General features: G+C 73.0%; 11 protein-coding genes and 1 pseudogene. 8 read left to right on the forward strand and 4 right to left on the reverse strand.

The features are described from left to right. A pseudogene (locus AWW66_RS34775) lies at nt 1–322 on the reverse strand (spore surface glycoprotein BclB); the annotation flags it as partial. Between the two features lie 910 nt (nt 323–1,232). On the opposite strand from AWW66_RS34775, the gene AWW66_RS04975 reads away from it, so the two are divergent. Then, the gene (locus tag AWW66_RS04975; RefSeq protein ID WP_157527156.1) at nt 1,233–10,454 is read left to right on the forward strand and encodes a DUF6531 domain-containing protein; all 9,222 of its coding nucleotides are present in this window, start codon (nt 1,233–1,235) and stop codon (nt 10,452–10,454) included. A gap of 75 nt (nt 10,455–10,529) precedes the next feature. After that, nucleotides 10,530–10,865, forward strand: a complete 336-nt coding sequence (locus AWW66_RS04980; protein ID WP_067360366.1) for a YrhB domain-containing protein — start codon at nt 10,530–10,532, stop codon at nt 10,863–10,865. Nucleotides 10,866–10,985: 120 nt separating this feature from the next. Here the strand turns inward: AWW66_RS04980 and AWW66_RS04985 are convergent, their stop codons facing one another. Continuing rightward, entirely contained in the window at nt 10,986–11,675 is a 690-nt protein-coding gene (locus tag AWW66_RS04985) for an alpha/beta fold hydrolase (protein WP_067360368.1), read from the reverse strand. 341 nt (nt 11,676–12,016) lie between these two features. Between AWW66_RS04985 and AWW66_RS04990 the strand changes: the two genes are divergently transcribed. Next, complete coding sequence (locus tag AWW66_RS04990) at nt 12,017–13,993, forward strand: ABC transporter ATP-binding protein (RefSeq protein WP_067360370.1); 1,977 nt, start codon at nt 12,017–12,019, stop codon at nt 13,991–13,993. 38 nt (nt 13,994–14,031) lie between these two features. On the opposite strand, the gene rph is transcribed toward AWW66_RS04990, so the two are convergent. Then, on the reverse strand, nt 14,032–16,662 hold the full coding sequence (rph, locus tag AWW66_RS04995; protein WP_067360372.1) for a rifamycin-inactivating phosphotransferase: 2,631 nt from the start codon (nt 16,660–16,662) through the stop codon (nt 14,032–14,034). Nucleotides 16,663–16,973: 311 nt separating this feature from the next. Here rph and AWW66_RS05000 point away from each other — a divergent pair, with 311 nt between their 5' ends. After that, nucleotides 16,974–17,510: a VOC family protein gene (locus AWW66_RS05000; RefSeq protein WP_067360374.1), complete on the forward strand. Its 537-nt coding sequence runs from the start codon at nt 16,974–16,976 to the stop codon at nt 17,508–17,510. Then, nucleotides 17,503–18,309, forward strand: a complete 807-nt coding sequence (locus AWW66_RS05005; protein WP_157527158.1) for a MerR family transcriptional regulator — start codon at nt 17,503–17,505, stop codon at nt 18,307–18,309. The genes AWW66_RS05000 and AWW66_RS05005 overlap by 8 nt, the downstream gene beginning before the upstream one ends. Nucleotides 18,310–18,339: 30 nt before the next feature. Here the strand turns inward: AWW66_RS05005 and AWW66_RS05010 are convergent, their stop codons facing one another. Then, nucleotides 18,340–18,981 carry a class I SAM-dependent DNA methyltransferase gene (locus AWW66_RS05010; protein ID WP_067360378.1) on the reverse strand — a complete coding sequence of 214 codons (642 nt, stop codon included), beginning with the start codon at nt 18,979–18,981 and terminating at the stop codon, nt 18,340–18,342. A 219-nt stretch (nt 18,982–19,200) separates the two neighbouring features. Here AWW66_RS05010 and AWW66_RS05015 point away from each other — a divergent pair, with 219 nt between their 5' ends. The 3 genes from AWW66_RS05015 (at nt 19,201) to AWW66_RS05025 (ending at nt 21,776) form a co-directional block, all read left to right on the forward strand. Continuing rightward, nucleotides 19,201–20,094 (forward strand): twin-arginine translocation signal domain-containing protein, encoded by an 894-nt coding sequence (locus AWW66_RS05015; RefSeq protein ID WP_067360380.1) that lies wholly within the window; start codon nt 19,201–19,203, stop codon nt 20,092–20,094. A 254-nt stretch (nt 20,095–20,348) separates the two neighbouring features. Next, nucleotides 20,349–20,546 carry a hypothetical protein gene (locus tag AWW66_RS33390; RefSeq protein WP_067360382.1) on the forward strand — a complete coding sequence of 66 codons (198 nt, stop codon included), beginning with the start codon at nt 20,349–20,351 and terminating at the stop codon, nt 20,544–20,546. Nucleotides 20,547–20,765: 219 nt separating this feature from the next. Further along, nucleotides 20,766–21,776 carry a LacI family DNA-binding transcriptional regulator gene (locus AWW66_RS05025; RefSeq protein WP_067360562.1) on the forward strand — a complete coding sequence of 337 codons (1,011 nt, stop codon included), beginning with the start codon at nt 20,766–20,768 and terminating at the stop codon, nt 21,774–21,776. Nucleotides 21,777–21,815 lie beyond the last annotated feature (39 nt).

Below are 21,815 nucleotides of genomic sequence, written 5' to 3' on the forward strand. Positions count from 1 at the left end.
CGCCCGTCGGCGACCCCGCCCCCGGGGTTGTCGACCCCTCGGGGTCGCCGACCCCGGTCGACCCGACGAACCCGACCGTTCCGACCCCGGTCACCCCGGCCCCGATCGACCCGACCAGTCCGGCCCCGGTCAATCCGACCCCGGTGAACCCGTCCCCCACCAGTCCGGCCCCGGTGAACCCGGCCCCGATCGACCCCACCGGTCCGGCCCCGGTCGTCCCGGTGAACCCGGCTCCGGTCGTCCCGGTGAACCCGGCCCCGGTGGGAGACCCGCAGCAGACCGAGGGCTCGTCGCCCGTCCCGGCCCCCGTGACCAGCGACAACCGGCCGCTCCAGCACGTCCCGACGCCGACGCCGACGCCGGCTCCGATCACCGGAGACGACGGCACGGTGGCGCGGCCCAACCCGCACCCCGGCACCGTGAGCCCGGCACCGCAGGCTCCCCCGACGCAGGACCCCACGGCCCCGCCGGTGGCCCCGGCCGCACCGGTACCGACGCCGGTCACCGGTCCGCAGGGATCGCCGCCGACCGGCCCGACCGCACCGCCGGACGGGCAGCAGCCGGGCACCACGCCAGCCGGCTCCGCGCCACCAGCCACCACGCCCGGTACCGGGCCGACCGACATCGGCCCGGCGGACGCCGTCACCGCCCCACCCGCCACGGTGCCCGGGGCCCTGGCCCCGGTTCCGGGTGCCACCCCGCCCGCGACCACCGGGACGACCGGAGGCACGACCCCGCAACCGGCCGCACCGGCCGACCGGCCGGTCGTACCGGGCCCGACGGTCGGAAGCGTCCCAAGCACGCACACGCCCGCGCCCCCGGCGTCCGGGCCCACGCCGACCCGTGACACCCCCAGGGGCCCCTCCACCACCGGACGACCTGCACCCACGAGGCCGGGCCCGACGGACGCTCCGCCGCCCAGGCCGGTCACCACCGTCACGGATTCCCCGGTCACGGATTCCACCCGCGACAACACCGACGACGAGAGCCCGGAGGTCCGCGACCAGACCACGGCCACGGACGCGCCACCGGAGCGGACAACCGACCCGACGGCAGACCCGACCGGCCGGCCACCGGATCCGAGCAGCCCCGTGGCGGTGGCGACGCCCGACCCGACCGACCGGCGGGCGGTACCACCGCCGGGTGAGCGGAACGGTCCTCGTCCGTCGCGGTTCTCCCCTGCGGTGTCGCCCTCCGGTCGGGCCCGGTCGCTGCGGACCGTGCCGCCTGCGGTGGTGGTGAAGTCGACCGCCGAGACGCCGTGCGTGGGTGACCCGATCGACGTGACGACCGGCCGGATGATCTACACCGAGACCGATGCGGCCCTGCCCGGCCTGTCCCTGTCCCGCACCCACCGCTCGGACTACCGCTGGGGCCGGTCCTTCGGCCCGAGCTGGGCGTCGACGCTGGACCAGTGCGTGGTCGCCGACGACCGGCACGCCTGGTTCCTGGACGCCGACGGGTCGATCCTCACCTACCCGCTGCCCGCCGAGGGCGAGGAGGCGCTGCCACTGCTCGGCCGTCCCGTTCCGCTGCGCCGGCTGGTCGGCGGTGGCTGGTCGCTCGCACGGCCCGACGCCCTGCTGCTGTTCACTCCGGCCGGTGACGACGGGGCGGCGCTGCTCTCCGACGTCGCGACGGCCGGTGTGCGGTGGCACGTCGTCCGGGACGACGCCGGCACTCCGGTACGGCTCAGCTCGTCGGCCGGGGACCGGGTGGAGCTGCGTACCGGGGACGGCCTGGTGAGCGGCGCGCTCTTCGTACCCGCCGACGGGGCCGAGGACGCGGTCGAGCTGCCGGCCTTCGGGTACGACGACCGACGCCGCCTGGTCGAGGTACGGAACTCGTCCGGTGACCCGGTACGGCTCGACTACGACACCGACGGCCGGATCGTGCGGTGGGAGGACCGCAACGGCGAGTGGTACACGTACACCTACGACGAGGCCGGCCGCTGCGTCGGCACCGACGGCAGGGGCGGCTACCTGCGCTACCGGTTCGCGTACGCGGACGGCCTGACGGTCGTCACCGACTCGCTCGGCGGGGTGCGCAGGTTCGAGCTCAACGACCGCCTCCAGGTGGTGGCGGAGACCGACGCCCTCGGAGCCACCACCCGCCACGAGTGGGACGACACGTACCGGTTGCTGTCGCGGACCGACCCGCTGGGCCGCACCACGCGGTACGAGTACGGCGCCGACCGACGGCCGACCGTGATCGTCCGGCCGGACGGCAGCCGCTCCACCACCACCTACGACGGGTTGGGCCGGGCCACCTCGTGGACGGACTTCGACGGCTCGACGGTCAGCCGGGAGTTCGACACCGACGGCCGGGTGCTGGCCGAGATCAACGCCAGCGGCGAGGTCGTGCGCTTCGACCGGCCCGTCGGCGACAGCGCGGCGACGGCCGTCCAGGTCGGTTCGGCGGTGGTCGTCCGGGACGCGGCGCGGCAGGTCATCTCGACGACCACCGGCAACGGCGACACCCACTACGGGTACGACGCCCTCGGCCGGGTGGTCGTCATCGAGAACGAGAACGGCAGTACGGAGATCGGCTGGACGCCGGAGGGCGACGTGGCGTCGCGCGTCGGCCCGGACGGCTCCCGACAGCTTTGGCACTACGACGGCGAGGGGAACCTGGTGGAGAGCATCGACGCAGCAGGTCGTGCGGTGCGGTTCGAGTACGGCCCGTTCGACCTGCCGATTGCGCGGGTCGACGAGGCGGGCAACCGGACGGAGTACACGTACGACACCGAACTACGGCTGACCGCGGTCACGAACCCGGCCGGGCAGGTCTGGCGGTACGCCTACGACGCGGCCGGCCGGTTGGTCGAGGAGACCGACTTCGACGGCCGCACCCAGCGGTACGCGCGGGACGCCGCCGGGCAGTTGGTGGCGCACACCGATCCGACCGGCGAGACCACGCACTACGGCTACGACCTGCTGGGGCGGGTGACCGAGCGGCGGGTCGGCGACGCCGTGACCCGGCTGGAGTACGACGCGCAGGGCCGGATCACCGCGGTGACCAGCCCCGACGCCGTGGTCCGGTTCGAGCGCGACGAGCAGGGCCGGGTGGTCGCCGAGACGATCAACGACCGGACCGTCCGCACCTCGTACCACCCGGGACTGGGCACGGTGCAGGCGCGCACGACGCCGTCGGGCCGGTCGAGCCGGTGGTCCTACGACGCCGACGGCCGGCCGGAGAGCCTGCGCACCGGCGGTCACCTGGTGCGCTTCGAGCACGACGACCTCGGGCGGGAGATCAGCCGGACCGTCGACGACGCGGTGGCGCTGCGTCAGACCTTCGACGCCGCCGGGCGGCTGGCCGTCCAGCACATCGCCGGCATCACCGAGCGTGACTTCCGCTACGACGCCGCCGACCGGGTGACCGCGATCGTCGAGACCCTCGACGGCGAGCGGACCTTCGCCGCCGACGAGGCGGGCCGGATCCGCACCGTGGTCGCCGACGGCTCCGAGCGCGAGCGGTACGACTACGACGCGGCCGGCAACCTGACCGGCACCGGCGGGGGCCGGTGGGAGTTCGACGGCACCATGCTGGTGCGGTCCGACGACGCCACGTTCGAGTACGACGGGAAGGGCCGGCTGGCCGCCCGGGTCGACGCGGCCGGCACGTGGCGCTTCGGCTGGGACGCCGAGGACCGGATCGTGCAGGTGGTGACGCCGGGCGGGGACCGCTGGCGGTACCGCTACGACGGCTTCGGTCGCCGGATCGCCAAGCAGCGCCTCGCCGCCGACGACAGCGTGGTCGAGGAGGTACGGTTCGCCTGGTCCGGCGACCTGCTGGTGGAGCAGAGCCACCGGGACGCGACCGGCGGCACCGCCACCACCCACTGGGAGTACCGGCCGGGCGGCTCGGCTCCGGTGACCCAGACCGACGGCGACGAGTTGCGGACCGTCGTCACCGACCTGATCGGCACGCCGACCCACCTGGTGACGGCGAACGGTGAGCTGCACTGGTGGTCGCGCAGCGACCTGTGGGGCCGTGGCCACGGTCCGGCCGCCACCCCGCTGCGCTTCCCCGGGCAGTACTTCGACGGTGAGACCGGCCTGCACTACAACCGGTTCCGGTTCTACGATCCCGGCACGGCACGCTACCTGAGCCCGGACCCGCTCGGCCTGACCGGTGGACCGAACCCCACCGCGTACGTCGCGGACCCGCTGACCCTCGCGGACCCGCTCGGTCTGGCGAGCTGCAAGGTGGCCCAACCGGCGCTGAACCCGCTCGGCGACGGCGGTCCGGTGGGCACCGTCACCGCCGACGGTGAGCCGAGCCAGCTCCCGCCCCAGGCGACCGCGCCGCCGCCGGAGGCGCTGTACGGCACGCCACCGCTGATGCAGGTGGTCACCACCGACCCCGACGGCAACCAGATCGTCCGGTACCAGCCGCGTCCCGCCCCGATGCCGGCCACGGCCACCACGACCGACGGCACGGTGCGGCACGCCGACACCTGGTACGCCGAGAGCGGGTCGACGCCGAACCTGTCGCCGGACGCCACCGTGGACAGTGTCCGGGACGGGTTGCAGTCGCTGCCCGAGCCGGGTCCCCAGCCGGACCGCGACGGCAACCGTGACCCGTCCCCGACCACGCGGCGGCGGGGCCGCGTCCTCAGCCAGCCGACCGTGACGCAGTTCGGACCGATCCGACCGGTGTTCACCCCGGGCGGTCTGCGCATGCTGCACGAGACCGACACCACCCACCAGGCCCACGCCGACTCCCTCCCGGTCGGGCCCGACTACAAGCTCGCGGTGGAGGGCGTCGACGGCGAGATCGTCGCCGGTGGGCACGCCTACGACCCCGACGTCGTCGGCGGTCTGATCGAGAACGACCCCGGCTGGAACAACCGGCCCATCACGGTCGTCGCCTGCGACGCGGGCCCGCTGTTCGCCGTCGACCTGGCGAAGCGGCTGCCGAACGTCCCGGTCACCGCGGCCCAGACGACCGTGTTCACCACGGGCCGGGGCCACGCCTTCTCCGACGACGTCTGGGTCACCTACACCGCCGACTCCGACGGCCGGGTCAGCGAGGTGGTCCACGACCAGACCCACATGCCGGGCGGCCCGGTGCCCTCCGCCGCCGACATCGCCACCGCCGAGACCCACTGGCGGCTCGCCACCGAGACGGAGATCGCCGTCCAGATCGCCGGGCAGAACGGCATCAACATCGATCTGGGGCAGCCGCTCGCCCGCGCGCCCGGCCTGGTCTTCAAGGTCGACAGTCAGCAACGCACCATCGGCAACCGCACCGGCATGGTCATGATCATCGAGGTGGTCTCGGGGCCGAGCAGGGTGGAGGACTGGGAGGACGCGGCGGACCCCGACGATGTCCGCGAGGCGCGGGACATCGCGTTGAACGCCATCCTCTCCGTTCCGGCCGGGCGGGCCTTCACGCTCCGGACCGTGCTCGGCCGGGTGCCGGGAATCCAGTTCCGCTCTCCGGGCGGCCTGTCGACGGGCGACAACGTCGCGGTCCAGGGTGGCCAGTTCGCCGCTCCGTACACCCAGTGGACCGTGGGCATGCACAACCACTCGTTGCCCGCCTTCCTCGGGTACGCCGCCGCGAACTACTCCCCCGCCGGGAACCAGACCCCGCGGCGACTCACCGAGAGCGCCCTCGCACTCGGGCGGGAGGTGGCAGCCGACTTCCGCCAGTACACCCGCGGGCGGGCGCTGCCCTGGCACCAGAGTCGCCTGAACGGGTACGTCGCCATCTCCTTCCCGGTCGTCGCGGCGCAGCTCGTGGCTGCCGTCGAGGCGATGAACAACCGCGTCCGGATGCTGAACAAGCACTTCGTCCTCCTGGCGCCGCGCAAGGAGATCAGGGACATGCGTGCGGCCCTGCCGAAGGACGTCCGGAACTACCTGCGCGACCGTGCCGACCACGTCAAGGAGCTCATGCACGATCGTCTCAGCAGCTTCGACCCGGGCCAGCGGCACGCCCAGGGGGCAGGTCTGATCGATTTCGAGACGGACACCGCCGACTACTACTCCGACGAGGACATCAAGAACGGGGCGGACAACATCGTCTACGGGTCCCGCTACCCGGACGGCAGCTCCGTACCCTTCTTCAGCCTTGAGCAGGAGCTCGGCATCAACCCCACCACCGACAACGTCGACCCGCCGGGCATGGTGGGCGGGGAGTTCCGCTACCTCGTCACCATGAACGCGAACCTCAGCGGCATCGACCGCCAGTCCGACGACCTCGCCGCCATGGTGCGGCGTAACGCCACGCCGCCGCCGCTCACCTCGAACCAGGCGCACCAGATCCTCGGCGCGGTCCGCGAGGAGACCAACCGCGTCAAGGGCGACCTCGACACCATCGAGGAGAGCCTCCGACGGGACCGGTCACCGCACCGGGTGCGATCGGCCCTGACGGACCTGCTGACGCGGGCGCGAAAGGCTGCCGCCAGCGCCAAGACGAACGAGTCCTACGCGCACGAGGTCCGGGAAGCCGCCCAGGCCACCTTCCCCCACGACGATCCCGCCCGGCGCAACGCCCGGAGGTACCACCACAGCGCGCAGGAGCAGAACGAGCGGGCGGAGCGGCTCGTCAGCCGCATCCAGGGCCACCTCGCCGACATGCCAGACCCGACGAGCAGTCGGCCCCCCCGTGACGACGACGACAGCGGTGGCGGGTACCGCCGCCCGACCGGCATCCAGATGCCCACCTACGGGCCGGTGTCGTACAACACCTATCCCACCGCTCCCCCGCCTCCCCCGGCCCCCTACGGCGGCAACTACGCGCCGTACGGCGGTTTCGCCCCGTACGGCGGCGGCCCGTACACCTACCTGGCCCTCGTCGACAGCACCGCGACGGACCCGAACCAGCCCACACCCCGGGTGCTCGACCCCGGCCTCGGCGTCGACGGGCGGCAGCGCATCCTCGACGACCTCACCATGCTGGCGACCGAGCGCTCCGCCGCCGTCCGCGACTTCCTCGGCCGGCACGAGTCCCACCCCGACCACGCCACCGCCGCCGCCGTCTGGGACAGCTTCGTCTCGGCTGTCGACTACACCGACCAGGCCGGGGTGCAACCGGTCGTCAACCTCTACGAGCAGGCCCACGGGCTGCTCGCCGGCCTCGACTCGACCAGTCCCCTGCCGTCGGTCGAGACCACCCTGGACGACGCGGACTTCCTGCCGCGACGGCAGCCGGGTACGCCGTCGACCACCGACGACCCCGCCGCCGTCCCGAACGACCTGCTGCGCACCGTGCCGCTCACGGACGGCTCGGACCTCCAGGTGCTCGCGGCGAACGTGCACAGCACCACCCCGAACACCGCCACGGACCTGGCGGACTTCGGCAACCGCAACCTCGGCTGGGTCAGCCGGATCGGCGCCGGTGGGCCCGGTCGGACCAGCATCGAGTCCGCCGTGATCATCGACGAGTACCAGCGGTCCGGGCGGGTCCTCGACACGCCGCCGACGACCGTGCCGGCAACCCTCGACGAGGTGCGCAGGTCGTACCCGGGAGCCACCGTCACGGACGTCGGCTCCGTGCAGGGCCTGATGGACGCGCTCGGCGCGACGCCGAAGGGGACCAGGAGCCAGGGTGTCGTCGCCTTCCGGCCCGGCCCGGTGGGCACCCCCACCCACGTGGTCAACGTGACCCGGTACCCGTCCGGCCCGGTGGTCTTCATCGACGGACAGGTCGGCGGTCTCGGCACCGTGCCGGCGGTCGGCCCGGAGGGGTCGGTCGTCCTGTTCGACACGACGAACCTCGCCGAGATCACGGACCTCGCCGACACCAGCACGGAGACGGCGCTGGCGCCCTTCACGGACGTGCCGCCGGCCATGGTGGCCAAGACCACCGTGCAGACGCCGACCGCCGGTGACCCCATCGACGTGACCACCGGCCGGATGATCCTGACCGAGACCGACGCCGTGCTGCCGGGCCTGACCCTGGAGCGCACGCACCGCTCCGACTACCGGTGGGGCCGGTCCTTCGGCCGGTCCTGGGCCTCGACCCTCGACCAGCGGGTCGTCGTCGACGGCGAGCAGGTGCGCTACCTGGCCACGGACGGTTCCATGCTCACCTATCCGCTGCCCGCCGAGGGCGGGGAGGCGCTGCCCGAGGTCGGCCGGGCCCTGCCGCTGCGCCGGCTGGTGGGCGGGGGCTGGCTGCTGACCGATCCGGCGTCGGGACGCGTCCTGATCTTCGCCGCCGGGAAGGGCAGGGAGTCGCTGCTCACCGACGTCATCGAGGGTGATCTCCGCTGGTCGGTCGAGCGGGACGACGCGGGTACCCCGACCGAGCTGCGCTCCACGGCCGGCGCCCGGATCGGCCTCAGCTCCTCCGGCGGCCTGCTGACGGTGCTCTGGCTGCCGAACCGGTCCGGCACCATGCAGGCCGCGTACCGGTTCGGCTACGACCGGGAGCACAACCTGGTCGACGTGGTCAACAGCTCCGGCGAGGCCACCCGCTTCGGGTACGCCGACGGGCGGATCGTGCGGTGGGACGACCGCAACGGCGAGTGGTACACCTACACGTACGACGAGGCGGGCCGCTGCGTCGGCACCGACGGCAAGGGCGGCCACCTGCGGTACGGGTTCGCGTACGCCGACGGGCTGACCACGGTCACCGACTCGCTCGGCGCGGTGCGGCGGTACGAGCTGAACGACCGCTTCCAGGTCGTCGCGGAGACCGATCCGCTCGGTGCGACGACCCGCAGCGAGTGGGACGGCGCGAACCGGCTGCGGTCGCGGACCGACCCGCTCGGCCGCACGACGACCTACGACTACGACGAGGACGGGCGGCCGACCACGGTCACCCGGGCGGACGGCAGCCAGTCCACCATCGCCTACGACGACCTCGGCCGGGCCATGTCGTGGACGGACTTCGACGGCAGCACCCGCCAGCGGGCCTTCGACACCGACGGCCGGGTGCTCGCCGAGACCGACGCCGACGGCGAGGTGGTGCGCTTCGACCGGGCGGTCGAGAACGGGCCGGGCACGCTCACCCAGGCCGGTCCGACGGCCATCGTCCGGGACGCCACGCGGCTGGTCACCTCGCTGACGCAGGGGGGCCGGCAGACCCGGTACGAGTACGACAACCTCGGCCGCATCGCCCTCGTCGAGGACGACCACGGCGTCACCGAGATCGGCTGGACGGTCGAGGGCGAGCTGGCCTGGCGGGAGAACCCGGACGGCAGCGTCGAGGAGTTCGGCTACGACGGCGAGGGCAACCTCGTCGAGTCCGTCGACGCCGACGGCCGCCGCACCCGGTTCGAGTACGGCGCGTTCGACCTGGTGACGGCCCGGATCGACGACGACGGCAACCGGACGGAGTACACGTACGACACCGAGCTGCGGCTGACCACCATCACCGACCCGCAGGGCCGGACGTGGCGGTACACGTACGACCCGAACGGCCGGGTGATCGAGGAGACCGACTTCGACGGCCGCACCCAGCGGTACGGGTACGACGCCGCGGGGCAGCTCGTCGAGCACACCGACGCCGCCGGTGAGGTCACCCACCTCAGCTACGACGTGCTCGGCCGGATGGTGGAGCGCCGCACGGGCAAGGCCGTGACGCGGTGGACGTACGACGCAGCCGGCCGCGTCGTCGCCGCCGACGACGCCGACTCGACGATCCAGCTGGAGCGTGACGCGGCCGGTCGGGTGGTCAGCGAGACGGTGAACGGGCACACCGTCGCCGTCTCGTACAGCGAGCAGTTCGGGGTGGTGACCGCGCGAACCCGTCCCTCCGGCGCGGTGACCCAGTGGTCGTACGACGAGTCCGGTCGGCCGACGGTCCTGGTGGCCGGCGGGCGGCAGCTCTCCTTCGCCTACGACGGCGGCCGGGAGGTCAGCCGGAGCTGGGACGCGGGACCGACGATCACGCCGCCCACCGCCCCCGCCCCGACGCCCGGCGAGCCATCGGGCGAGGTCACGTACACGCTTGACGACCTGGGCCGGCCGGTCATTCGCTCGGGCCCGACCGGTGACTGGCACTTCACCTGGGACCACCGCAACCGGCTGGCCACGGTCACCACGCCCGAGAACGACCGGTGGCACTACCGGTACGACGCGTTCGACCGGCGGATCGTCAAGCAGCGCCAGGGCGCCAAGGGCGCGGTGCTGGCGGAGACGCGGTTCGTCTGGTCCGGTGACCTGCTGGTCGAGCAGCACCACCGCGACGGCGACGGCCCGCTCACCACGACGGCGTGGGAGTACCACCCGACCGTGGCGCACCCGGTCGTCCAGGTGCAGGACGGCACGGTACGGGCGGTGGTGACCGACGGTGCCGGTACCCCGACGGGGCTCGTCGGCCCCGACAGCCGTCGGCCGGTCGACCCGGACGGCACCCCGCTGCGGCTCGGCGGCCGGTACCTGGACGCCGAGACCGGGTTGCAGTACGACGGCTCCCGCTACTACGACCCGGCGGCGGCCCGCTTCCTGCCGCAGCCCCGGACGGCCCCGGCCCCGGTAGCCGTCAGTTGATCCCGGTGCCCGCCCCGGTCACCACCGTGACCGGGGCGGGCACCCCACCCGAGGACCACGAGAAAGGACCGAGCTATGAACGCCGACAGGGCACTCGTCCGGGCGACCGCGGCGCTCCGGCGGCTCGAACAGAGCGGGTCGGGTGAGCCGCTGGCGCTGGTGCCGGACGCTGCCACCGAGCGTGGGTGGTGCTGGCTCTTCCCCTTCAACACCGTGCGCGCGATCGAGACCGGCGACATCATGGACAGCCTCGCCACCGGTCCGCTGGTGGTGCCGAAGGACGGCGCGGAGCCGTGGGTCGCGCCGTCGAGCGGGCCGGTCGAGCGCTGGCTCAACGAGTACGCCATGGAGAAGGACCTGCCCCTGGTGTTCGAGCCGGCGACGCCGGACCCGTTCGCCCCGGCCCCGTGAGCACCGTCGTGCCGGTCGCGGCGTACCGCGAACCGGAGCCCTTGTCTGCCTGACCCCGGGGGCGGGGTACGGCGTGCGGTCCCGGCGGTGCGGTCGGGACCGCACGCCGGGGGTGGGCGGTCAGTCCGTGAGGAAGGCGGTCAGGGCCGCGAGGTACTCCTCCGGGGCGGTCTCGTGCACCAGATGACCGGCCTCGATCGTGGTCAGCCGGGCGTCGGGAAGACGTCGCGCGAGTTCGGTGACGTGCTCGTGGGCGACCGGGCTCGCCGCCCCACCCGCGATGAGCAGCGTGGGCGCGGTGACCCGCGCGACGGTGTCGGCCCAGCCGGGATCCGGGTCGTCGATCTCGGGCCGGACCTGCTCCACCACCCGCCAGTCAAAGGGCAGGGGCCCGGCGGGGCGGGCGGGTAGCCCCGGTGCTCGCGGGTGCGGGAATCCGATGTCCTCGAGCACGAGCCGGCGGACCCGTCCGGGCCGGGCGGCGGCCACCGCACAGGCCACCAGACCGCCGAGGGAGTGACCCACCAGGTCCACCGCGCCGGTGTCCAGCCGCTCCAGGATGCCGATGACGTCGTCGGCGAACAGCCCGACGCGGTACCTGCCCGGCCAGGCGCTGGCACCGTGGCCCCGCAGGTCGACGGCGTACACCGGACGCTCGGCCGCCAGTGCGGCGGCGATCACGTCCCAGTCCTGTGCGGTCTTCCCGGTGCCGGGCAGCAACACCGTCGGTGTCCTCCCCCGGGCGCGGGCGGGCCACACCCGCAGTGCGAAGTGCAGGTCCCCGACCGCGACGTCCATCGACTCCGGCATGCCCCCCAGTCTCGCCGGCCGCCGGCGGCGTACCCACGGCATTCGGCCGTGGGCAGACACCGCGCCGTGCCCGGCGGTACCGGCCGGTGGCGGCAGGCCGGGCCGGCGCGGCCCTGCCGGTGGTGTCGGGCCAGGTCAGCGGGGGTGCCGGGCCAGGTCGGCGCGCTGTCGGAGTCGGTGTTGGCAGGTGCTGACAATGTCGGCGCACGGCGCTGCGGGCGTGTCGGCCCCGCCGCGCTCTACCGTGCCGGCAGGCCCCGCTGCGCCGCCACCACCTGCCCGTCGCCGTCGGCACCGCCACCGCCGTCGCGCACCCTCGTTCACCTTCGGGAGGTACCGCCATGACCAGAGCCGACCACCCCGACCGTGACTCCGGTCGCCCCGGACCGGCCCGGCCGGACTCGGTCCTGCCGGAGTTGCGGGAGATGTGGTGGGAGACCGGGGTGCGGGCGCGGGCCCAGGCCGGCCTGTTCGCGGTCTTCTCCGAGCTGCCCCGGCTGGTCCGGAGCGCCCTCGCCGTCAGTTGGCGCGCCGACCGGCTCCGGACGTCGATCGTGGCGGCGACGACGGTGGGCGCCGGGGTGCTGTCGGCGTTCGGGCTGATCGCCACCCAGCGGGTGCTGGTGGAACTGTTCGCCGGCGGGCCGACCGCCGACAAGGTCGTCGCCGCGCTGCCCGCCCTGGCCGCGCTCGCGGCGGTGACCGCGCTGCGCGCCGGCATGGCCGCCGCGACGGGGTACGCGCAGAACGGCCTCGCCCCCAAGGTCGACCGGGAGGTGGAGCGGGGGCTGTTCGAGGTGACCACGGCGGTCCGGTTGGAGGCGTTCGACGCCGACGCGTTCGCCGACGACATGGAACGGGCCTCCCGGGGCGCCGACTCCACCACCGACCTGGTGCAGTCGTCGATGAACCTGCTCGCCGGCGTCACCGGGGTCCTCGCCGTCACCGTCGCCGTCGCGGTGATCCATCCCCTGCTGCTGCTCGCCCTGCTCGTCGCGACCGTGCCGAACGGGTGGGCGGCGCTGCGGGCCGGGCACCTGCGCTACCAGACCTACGCCGCGGGATCGGTACGGCGTCGGCGGCTGTGGCTGCTGCACCGGCTGATGGCCGAGCGGGACTCCGCCCCGGAGCTGCGCTCCTACGGTCTCCGGGGCTTCCTGCTCGACCAGTACGACCGGGTGATGGGGGTCGAGACCGGCATCCAGCTCGCGTTGGCCCGGCGGGTCACCACGACCACCACCGTCGGCGCGATGATCGGCGGGATCGCCACCGCCGCGGTCTACGTGCTGCTCGGACTCCTGCTCGTCGACGGGCAGATCCCGCTCGCCGCCGCCGCGACCTGCGTCATCGCCGTCCAGGCCGCGCAACGCAACCTGGCCGTGGTCACCTTCCAGATCGACCGCGTCTACACCGAGGGCCAGCACTTCCGCGACTACACCGCGTTCATGACCCGTGCCGCCGAGTACCTGCCGCCCGCCGCCACCCCGGACCCGCACACACCGCCGGGCGAACGGCTGCGCGAGGTGGCCATCGAGGCGGTCAGTCTGCGCTACCCCGACCGGGACGGCGCCGCCGTCGACCAGGTCACCCTGACCATCGAGGCGGGACAGACCGTGGCGTTCGTCGGCGAGAACGGCTCCGGCAAGTCCACCCTCGCCACCATGATCGCCACCCTGCGCACCCCCACCGGGGGCGGCATCCGCTACAACGGGCGGCCCGTGACCGACTGGGACGGCGACGCCCTGCGCGCCCGGATCGCGGTCGTCACGCAGGAGTACCACAAGTGGCCGTTCACCGCCGCCACGAACATCGCCATCGGCGACGTCCCGACCGCCGCCGAGCAGGACCGCATCGAAGCCGCCGCCGCCCGCGCCGTCGCCCACGACATGATCACCGAGCTACCCCACGGGTACGAGACCCTGCTCGACCGCACCTTCGCCGGTGGCCAGGACCTCTCCGGTGGTCAGTGGCAACGCATCACCGCCGCCCGCGGTTTCCTGCGCGACGCCGACGTGCTCATCATGGACGAACCGTCCTCCGCCCTCGACCCCCGGGCCGAGGACGCCCTCTTCCAGGCCATCCGCGACCGGCAGCGCCACGCCATCACCATCCTCATCACCCACCGGCTCGCCAACGTCCGCCACGCCGACCGCATCTACGTCCTGCACCAGGGTCGCCTCGTGGAAGCCGGCACCCACGACGAGCTGGTCGCCACCGGCGGCCGGTACGCCGAACTCTTCGCCCTCCAGGCCGCCGGCTACGACGTCGGGCCGGCCACGTCCACCGCACCGCCACCGCGCCAGCCCGCGTCCGCCTGACCGCAGGTGCCGTGGGTGTCGCGGCGGTGGGTGGTGGGTCAGGGCAGGATCTCGACGTACCCGTCGGTGCCGTGCAGGCGGATCCGCTGCCCGGTCCGGATCAGCCGGGTGGCCTGCGCCACGCCCACCACGGCCGGCAGGCCGTACTCCCGGGCGATCACCGCGCCGTGGGTCATCAGGCCCCCCACCTCCGTCACCAGCCCGGCGACGGCGACGAAGAGGGGCGTCCAACTGGGGTCGGTGTAGGCGGTGACCAGGATGTCGCCCGGTTCGAGGTCGGCCTGCGCCAGGTCCAGGACGACCCGGGCCCGGCCCTCGACGGTGCCGGCGGAGACCGCCAGGCCGACCAGGGCACCGGCCGGCACGTCGTCGCGGCGGTAGGACCCGTTGACGGCCTCACCGTCGGAGGTGAGCACCCGGGGCGGCGTGAGCGCCTGGTACGACCGGAACTCGTCCCTGCGCCGGTCGATGAGCCGGTCGTCCACCCGGTGCGTGCGCGCCACCTCGTGGAACTCCTCGACGGTGAGGAAGAAGACGTCCTCCCGCTCCCGGAGCACCCCGCTGCGCACCAGCCGCTCGGCCTCCGCCAGCAGCGCCTGCTTGTAGACGAGGTAGCGGCTGACGATGCCGTACTTCGGGTACTCCCGGTACCCGACGAAGGTCCGGACCCGGTCGATCATCCGGGCGGTCTCCTGGGCCTTCTGCTCGCCGTCGGGCAGGGCCCGCAGGCGGGCGAGCACCTCCTGCGCCTTCTTCTCCGCCGCGTGCCGGCCCTGCTCGAAGCGGCGAGCGGCGGCACCCGGCGGGAAGTTCCGGACGTTGTCGAGGATCGCGGGTACGAGCGTGCTGGGGCGCTCGCTCCACCGGGGCCGGGTGATTTCGATCTCGCCGACACAGCGCATGCCGTACCGGTCGAGGTAGGCCCCGATGGCGACGCGCGCCTCGGCTCCGCCCGGAATGTGGGGCAGTCCGTCCAGGAAGGTCTCGTCCTCGACCTTCTGCAGGAACGCCACCACCTCCGGATACGGGCGGATCACGTCGGCGACGTCGAGGAGCGCCAACCCCATCTCCGAGGTGACGTTGCCCGGGGCGGAGAGGGTGAGGGTGTCGGCCGCGTTCCTCTCGCCGAGCCACTCCCACAGGTTGTCGTTGAGCCACCAGGTGGCCTCCATCCCCGCCATGATCGCCTGCATGCTGAGCGGGTCGGCGAGGGCCCGTCGGTGTTCCTCGAACGCCTCCAGCAGGAAGTCGAACAGCGCCGGTCCGTGTTTGGTCCGGATCGCGCGCCGCAGGGCGGCGACGGAGGCCTCGGTACGCCTGATCAGCTCGGTGACGATGCCCGGGTCGGCCTCGATCGGCGCGGGCGGGCCGCCGGGCGCGCCACCGCCCGGCCCGCCGGGCGCGCCACCGGGCGGGCCGCCGGCCCCCTCGTGCGGGGTCGACGGGACGACGTCGCCCCGGTCGAGGATGGTCTCCAGGGCGTCCCTGGTCAGCGGATCGGACCTGCCCATCAGTTCCAGGAGGGCGGCACGGCTCGCCGGCGAGGCCAGGCGCGGGGTGACGTCCACGAAGAGCCGCCCGCCGGCCTCGTGCATCGGTGCCAGGGCCGTCAGCCGCCACACCGAGAGCCCCAGGGGCTTCATGGGGTCGGTCATCATCTGCTGGTGGCCGACGGAGACGTAGACGTGGTCGTCCTGATCATCGACCGCCGGCACGGGGAAGAGGGTCGTGATCGGCCGGCTCTGGACGATCTGGAAGTCGTCGTCGACCAGGCACCATTCGATGTCCTGGGGTGAACCGACGTGGGCCTCGATCCGCCGGCCGAGCTGCGCGAGCCGTACGACCTGCGGGTCCGTCAGGGCCGGCTGCCGCTGTCGCGCCGGCTCGATCACCTGTTCCCGGGTACCGCCGGTCGGCAGGGCGGTGACGGCCCGCTGCTTGGTGGCGATCGTCCTGGTGACGATCTCGCCGTCGCGCACCGTGAACACGTCCGGGTTCACCAGGCCGGCGACCAGGGCCTCGCCGAGGCCGAAGCTGGCGTCCACGGTGGCGACCCTGCGGTTGCCCGTGACCGGGTCGGCCGTGAAGAGGATGCCGGCCGCCGCCGGGAAGACCATCCGCTGGACGACCACGGCCATCTGGACCGACCGGTGGTCGATGCCGTGGCGCTGGCGGTAGGTCACCGCCCGCTCGGTGAACAGCGACGCCCAGCACCGGCTGAGGTGCGCGAGGAGCGCCGCCGGGCCCACGACGTTCAGGTAGCTGTCCTGCTGGCCCGCGAAGGAGGCCGTCGGCGAGTCCTCCGCCGTCGCGCTGGAGCGGACCGCGTAGGCGGCCCCCTCGCCGAGCTGCGCGTGTGCGCGGGTGACCGCCGCCGCGATCTCGTCGGGGATGGCGACCCCTTCTATGGTCCGGCGGATGTCCGCGCTGAGTGTGCGGACCGCCTCCCGGTCGTCCGGGCCCAGACGCGAGAGCTGGTCGAGCTGGTCGTCGAGCGACGGCGCGTCCGCCATGATCCGCCGGTAGGCGTCGGTCGTCACGCAGAAGCCGGCCGGCACGCGGATGCCGTCGATCCGCGACAGCACGCCCAGGCCCGCCCCCTTGCCGCCGACGACCGCGACCTGCGTCCCGTCGGCCTCGGCCAGATCCACGACGTACGGAACTGTCATCGCGACACCGCCACGTTCCCTTGTCCCGTATTGGCCGGTCGAATTGTCGACGTCCTGAGCGCTGTCGCGCCTCGTGTCGAACACGTCCTCATTGCTGGTCGCCTTTCCCCCGATGATTCGGCCGGTGCCTCCGACCATTCGTCGGCGGACGATTCTGCGGTACGACCCGGGCCTTGCCGCAAGCCCCCGGGTGCGCTATACATTAAGAGTGGCAAGGAGTTCGTCTCCTTGCCTTTCTTTTTGCCCGCCCCGTTTCGGCCCTCCCCGCTCCGGCTTGACCCTCACGTCGCGTGAGGCTGGAGGGTGGGTGCATGAACGACCACTACGACGCGTTCGAGATGAGTCCCGTGCCCGCGCCCGGCCCCGACGCGGTCGCCCCGGAGCCGTTCCGGGGCATCTACGGCATGCCCGCCTTCGTGACGATCCCCACCGGCGACCTGGCGACGTCGGTGGACTTCTGGACCCGGGGGCTCGGGTTCTTCGAGTTGTTCGGCATCCCCGGCACGCTCGTGCACCTGCGCCGGTGGGCGTTCCAGGACGTGCTCCTCGTCTCGGCGGCGACCGGTGCGGAGCAGCCGCCGGCGATGAGCGTCAGCTTCGCGTGCGTGCTCAGCCAGGTCGACCCGCTTGTCGAGGCCTGTCGTGCGGTACGCCCGGACTCGGTCGACGGCCCCCGGGACACGCCCTGGAACACCCGCGACGTGGAGGTGATCACCCCCGAGAAGGCACGGATCGTTTTCACCGCGGCGAAGCCCTTCGACCCGGCCAGCCAGGAGGCGCGGAACCTCGCGGCCATCGGGATCACCCCACCGGCCGCCGGGCGCGACGACAATGAGGGGCATGCCTGATGCCGCCGACGCCGACGGCCTGACCGTCGGTCAGGTCTCGACGCATCTGAGCGTGACGGTCCGCGCGCTGCACCACTGGGACGAGATCGGTCTGGCGCGACCGTCGCTGCGCACGACCGCCGGGTACCGGCTCTACACGGCTGCGGACCTGGAACGTCTGCACCGCATCGTCGTCTACCGGGAACTCGGTCTGGGCCTGGACAGGATTCGGGCCGTCCTGGACGATCCGGCCGCGGACGTGCCCGGCGCGCTGCGGGCGCAGCGGGCCCAGGTCGCCGAACGGATCGACCGCCTCCGGCAGCTCAGCGCCGGGCTGGACCGGATGATCGACGCCCACGAGCGCGGCCTGCTGCTAACCGTCGAGCAGCAGGCCGCGATCTTCGGCCCGGGGTGGAACCCGGACTGGCCCGCCCAGGCCCGCCAGCGCTACGGCGACACGGCACAGTGGTCGCAGTACGCCGAACGCTCCGCCACCCGTGGCCCACAGGAGTGGCAGGCCATCTCGGACGCCGTCGCCAGCCTCGACCGCGCCCTCGCCGACGCGATGGACGCCGGCGTCGCACCGGGCAGCCCGGAGGCGAACCACCTCGTCGAGCGGCACCGCGACGTCTTCGCCTCGTCGTACTTCCCGCTCAGCAGGCAGATGCAGGTCTGCCTCGGCCGCAGGTACGAGGCCGACCCGGCCTTCGCCGCCCACTACGACGGCATCCGCCCCGGCCTCGCCCGCTGGCTCCGTCGCGTCATCGACGCCAGCGCCCGCGCCCACGGCATCGACCCGGACACCGCAACCTGGGCGTAGCGCGCGGGTCCGCACCCGTACCCGGCGGTTTCAGGTGGCAGCGGCGAGGATGATCGCGCCGAGCGAGCTTTCGGCCGAGGTGAGAGTCGTCTGAGCCTCGACGGTGAACCCGCCGTCGCGCAGCCAGGTCGCCACCTGGGCGGGCTGACGACGGTGGACGTGGACGTGCATCGGGTGGCCGCCATAGCCCTGCGTCTTGAGTCGTGACTCGTTGCCGACGTGGAAGCCGAGCAGCAACGGCCCACCGGGACGCAGCACCCGCCGGAAGTGCGCCAGGACCGCGCCGACCCGGTGGTCGGGGACGTGGATCAGCGAGTACCAGGCGACCAGACCGGTGACCGAGGCGTCCGCCAGATCGAGGTCGGTCATGCAGCCCACCTCGAACCGCAGACCCGGATGATCGCGCCGCGCGACCTCGATCATCCGGGGTGACAGGTCGATGCCGAAGGCGTCGATGCCGAGGTCGTGGAGGTGGGCGGTGATGCGCCCGGCCCCACAGCCCACGTCCGCGACCGGCCCACCACCGGCGGCGTGCACGATGTCGGCGAAGAGTGCGAGCGCCGCTCGTTCGTGGGGCGTTGTGGCCAGGAGGTCGCGCACCAGGTCCGCATAGCTGGCGGCGACCGTGTCGTAGGAGGCGCGGGTCTGCGCCAACCAGGCTTCACAGGTCATGTCGGCAAGCTAGTGCCTCTGCCGCCTGCCGATGGTCCTCTTCTGTTTTGCCTCGATCGCGTTGAAAGCCCTGGTCAGCAGGGAAATCTGAGCCTTCCAACCACCCGAACACAGGGATGGACTTCGATATCTACGGCGAGTAGCGTGACGGGCACCCTTGGTGTGGAGGTGGCCGATGCCAGCCTCATGGCACACCACAGCCGGATGCGGAGGTCGCACATGCAGGACGAACAGAACCGGCGTCGGTCGATGAGCCGCCGGGACGTGATGCGGGGCGCGGCCGTGCTCGGCGGTGCCGCCGCGACGGTCGGGTTGGTCGCACCGGGCAGTGCGACGGCGGCTCCCGACCCCGCACCGGCGAAGCCGGCACCGGCTGTCCTGGCCGGGCTCGACGACTGGCTGGGCTCCCTGGTGCAGGTGGCGGGCGTGGCGGCGAACATCCTGCCGATGCTCCTGCTGGCGAAGCAGGGGCAGGCGACCGGCCCGTACCAGGTCGGTGGCGTGCAGTTCCAGATGCTGGACATCGGAGGCGGACCGGACCTCTACGCGCACAACGTCTCCGGCGACGACGTGGGACTCTGCTACACGTTGACCCAGTCGCTGCCGGCGTCGAACACCAGCGTGTACCAGCAGCTGGGGAAGAACGGCCTGTACAAGTGCCAGGCCGACCTCCAGGCCTTCACCAACGGCGAGCTCTTCATGGCCCCCAGCCCGACCTTCACCACGTCGGACGGGGTGCCGACCCGCACGCTGAGTTTCGCGGTGCGCGCCCTGGCCATCGGCGCCCTGGTGCAGGTGGTCGGCGGCGTGAAGCTCTCGGTCACCAAGGACCCCGCGACCGGGTCGTTCACCGCGGAGATCACGGCCACCGGCACCCCGAAGATACTGCGGGCCCAGATCGAGGCGACCTGCCCGGACGGCAGCGTGGTCCGCGCGCAGTGGGACTCCTCCACATCGCCGAACCGGCTGAACGACCAGACCGTCAAGCTTCCGCTCCCGGTGGGGGTGAACCTCGACCCGGTGGTGCAACTGCTCGAGCTCTACGTGGACCTCGACGCGGCCGGCCTGGACGAGGTCACCGCCGACCGCCGCAGTCGGGTGATCTACCTCTGATCCGCCCGTCGCCCGGCGGAGGGCGGAACCACCGCCGGGCGACGGACCGCAGCCAAAACGGGGTCACCGGCGCTGGCAGCCGGTGACCCCGTCGGTCCTCTGCCACCACTCCGACGAGACCGAGGCGCGGCGGCACCCGGCGCACCCGAACGACACCCGACTTCCGTCTGTACCGGTCAAGGAATCCCTCTTGACCGGTACAGACGGCCGGGTTACTGTATCGGTACAGAAAGAAGCGCCGAGGACGTCAGGAGATGATCGTCATGGAAATGCCCGCCGCCTTCACCACCGCCATCAACGACGTCAACTACGAGTTCAACAGCGCCCGCCCCAACGCCCCGGTGGTCCCGCACGTGGAGAAGCCGCAGCGCACCCGGGCCGTCCGCGAGGCGCTCGCCCGCGGCCTCTCCCGCGCGGCCGACGCGGTCCGGCCGACCCGGCCCGCCGTTTGATAGGCTGCGACCAGCAACAATGATCGATCGATAGCCGCCGCAGTCCGGCCCGGCCCGGCAATCCCATCCGGCCCAGGCTGCACCCGTACACGAAAAGACCATTCCGCCGTCGGCGACGTTTCCTGGTCGTCGGCGGCGGACGCAGATCCAGCGACCGGTGGTGACGTGGCGCCACGAGTGACCCTGCAGACGATCGCCGATCGTGTCGGCGTGAGTCGGATGACCGTGTCGAACGCGTTCTCCAAGCCGGATCAACTCTCCGCGGCGCTCCGCGAGCGGATTCTCGCCGCCGCCCAGGAAGTCGGCTACGTCGGTCCCGATCCCGCCGCCCGGGCCCTGGCCAAGGGCACCACCGGTGCCGTCGGGATCGTGCTGACCTCCTCGCTCCGCTTCGCCTTCACCGACCTGGTCGCCACCAGCTTCCTCGGCGCGATCGCCGAGGAACTCGGCCCGACCGGGCTGGCGCTCACCCTGTTGACCTCGTCCGACGACGGCGCGGTCATCCCCGCGCGGGACGTCGCGATCGACGGCGCGCTGGTCTACTCCTGCGACCCGACGTCGACCGCCGTGCAGTACCTTTCCCGCCGCAGGTTGCCCCTGGTCTACATCGACCAGGACCCGGTGGAGGGCATCCCGGCGGTCAACGTGGACGACCGGTCCGGCGCGCGGGCCGCCGCCCAGCACCTCATCGACCTCGGGCACCGCCGGGTCGGGCTGCTGCTGTCCGGGCTGCACGGCACCCACGGCCTGGTCACGCCGGAGGAGCTCACGGTCGACGGGCACGCCTCGAAGCAGCGACTGCTCGGGTGGCGCGACGCGCTCGACGCGGCCGGCATCACCCCGCTGATGGCCCGTCAGGGCGGCGCCAACCTGGAGCAGGCGAAGGCCGGGGCCCGGCTGCTGCTGGACCGGCCCGACCGGCCCACCGCGCTCCTCTGCTTCTCCGACGCGGTCGCCCACGGTGTCCTGCAAGCCGCCGAGGATCTCGGCATCCGCGTCCCCGACGAGTTGTCGGTGGTCGGCTTCGACGACAACCCGCTGGCCGCGCAGCTCCGCCCCGCACTGACCACCGTCCGGCAGGACGTCCAGGCCAAGGGCCGGGTGGCGGCGGCGGCCCTTGCCCGGGCGATCGGGGACACCCGCGGCGACCGGCCGGTCACCGCGGACCACGTGCTGCTCCCCGCCGAGTTGGTCGTCCGGGACAGCACCGCCGCACCCCCGCCGGACTGACCAGGACGGGACCAGGCGGAGGACGACATCGTTGGTCGT

Source organism: Micromonospora rosaria, from assembly GCF_001567585.1.
Lineage (GTDB): Bacteria > Actinomycetota > Actinomycetes > Mycobacteriales > Micromonosporaceae > Micromonospora > Micromonospora rosaria.

Coding starts and splice junctions, on each gene's coding strand:
- AWW66_RS04980 (WP_067360366.1), top strand. CDS start 10,530: ATGAACGCCGACAGGGCACTCGTCCGGGCGACCGCGGCGCTCCGGCGG.
- AWW66_RS04985 (WP_067360368.1), bottom strand. CDS start 11,675: ATGCCGGAGTCGATGGACGTCGCGGTCGGGGACCTGCACTTCGCACTG.
- AWW66_RS04990 (WP_067360370.1), top strand. CDS start 12,017: ATGACCAGAGCCGACCACCCCGACCGTGACTCCGGTCGCCCCGGACCG.
- rph (WP_067360372.1), bottom strand. CDS start 16,662: ATGACAGTTCCGTACGTCGTGGATCTGGCCGAGGCCGACGGGACGCAG.
- AWW66_RS05000 (WP_067360374.1), top strand. CDS start 16,974: ATGAACGACCACTACGACGCGTTCGAGATGAGTCCCGTGCCCGCGCCC.
- AWW66_RS05005 (WP_157527158.1), top strand. CDS start 17,503: ATGCCTGATGCCGCCGACGCCGACGGCCTGACCGTCGGTCAGGTCTCG.
- AWW66_RS05010 (WP_067360378.1), bottom strand. CDS start 18,981: ATGACCTGTGAAGCCTGGTTGGCGCAGACCCGCGCCTCCTACGACACG.
- AWW66_RS05015 (WP_067360380.1), top strand. CDS start 19,201: ATGCAGGACGAACAGAACCGGCGTCGGTCGATGAGCCGCCGGGACGTG.
- AWW66_RS33390 (WP_067360382.1), top strand. CDS start 20,349: ATGATCGTCATGGAAATGCCCGCCGCCTTCACCACCGCCATCAACGAC.
- AWW66_RS05025 (WP_067360562.1), top strand. CDS start 20,766: ATGACCGTGTCGAACGCGTTCTCCAAGCCGGATCAACTCTCCGCGGCG.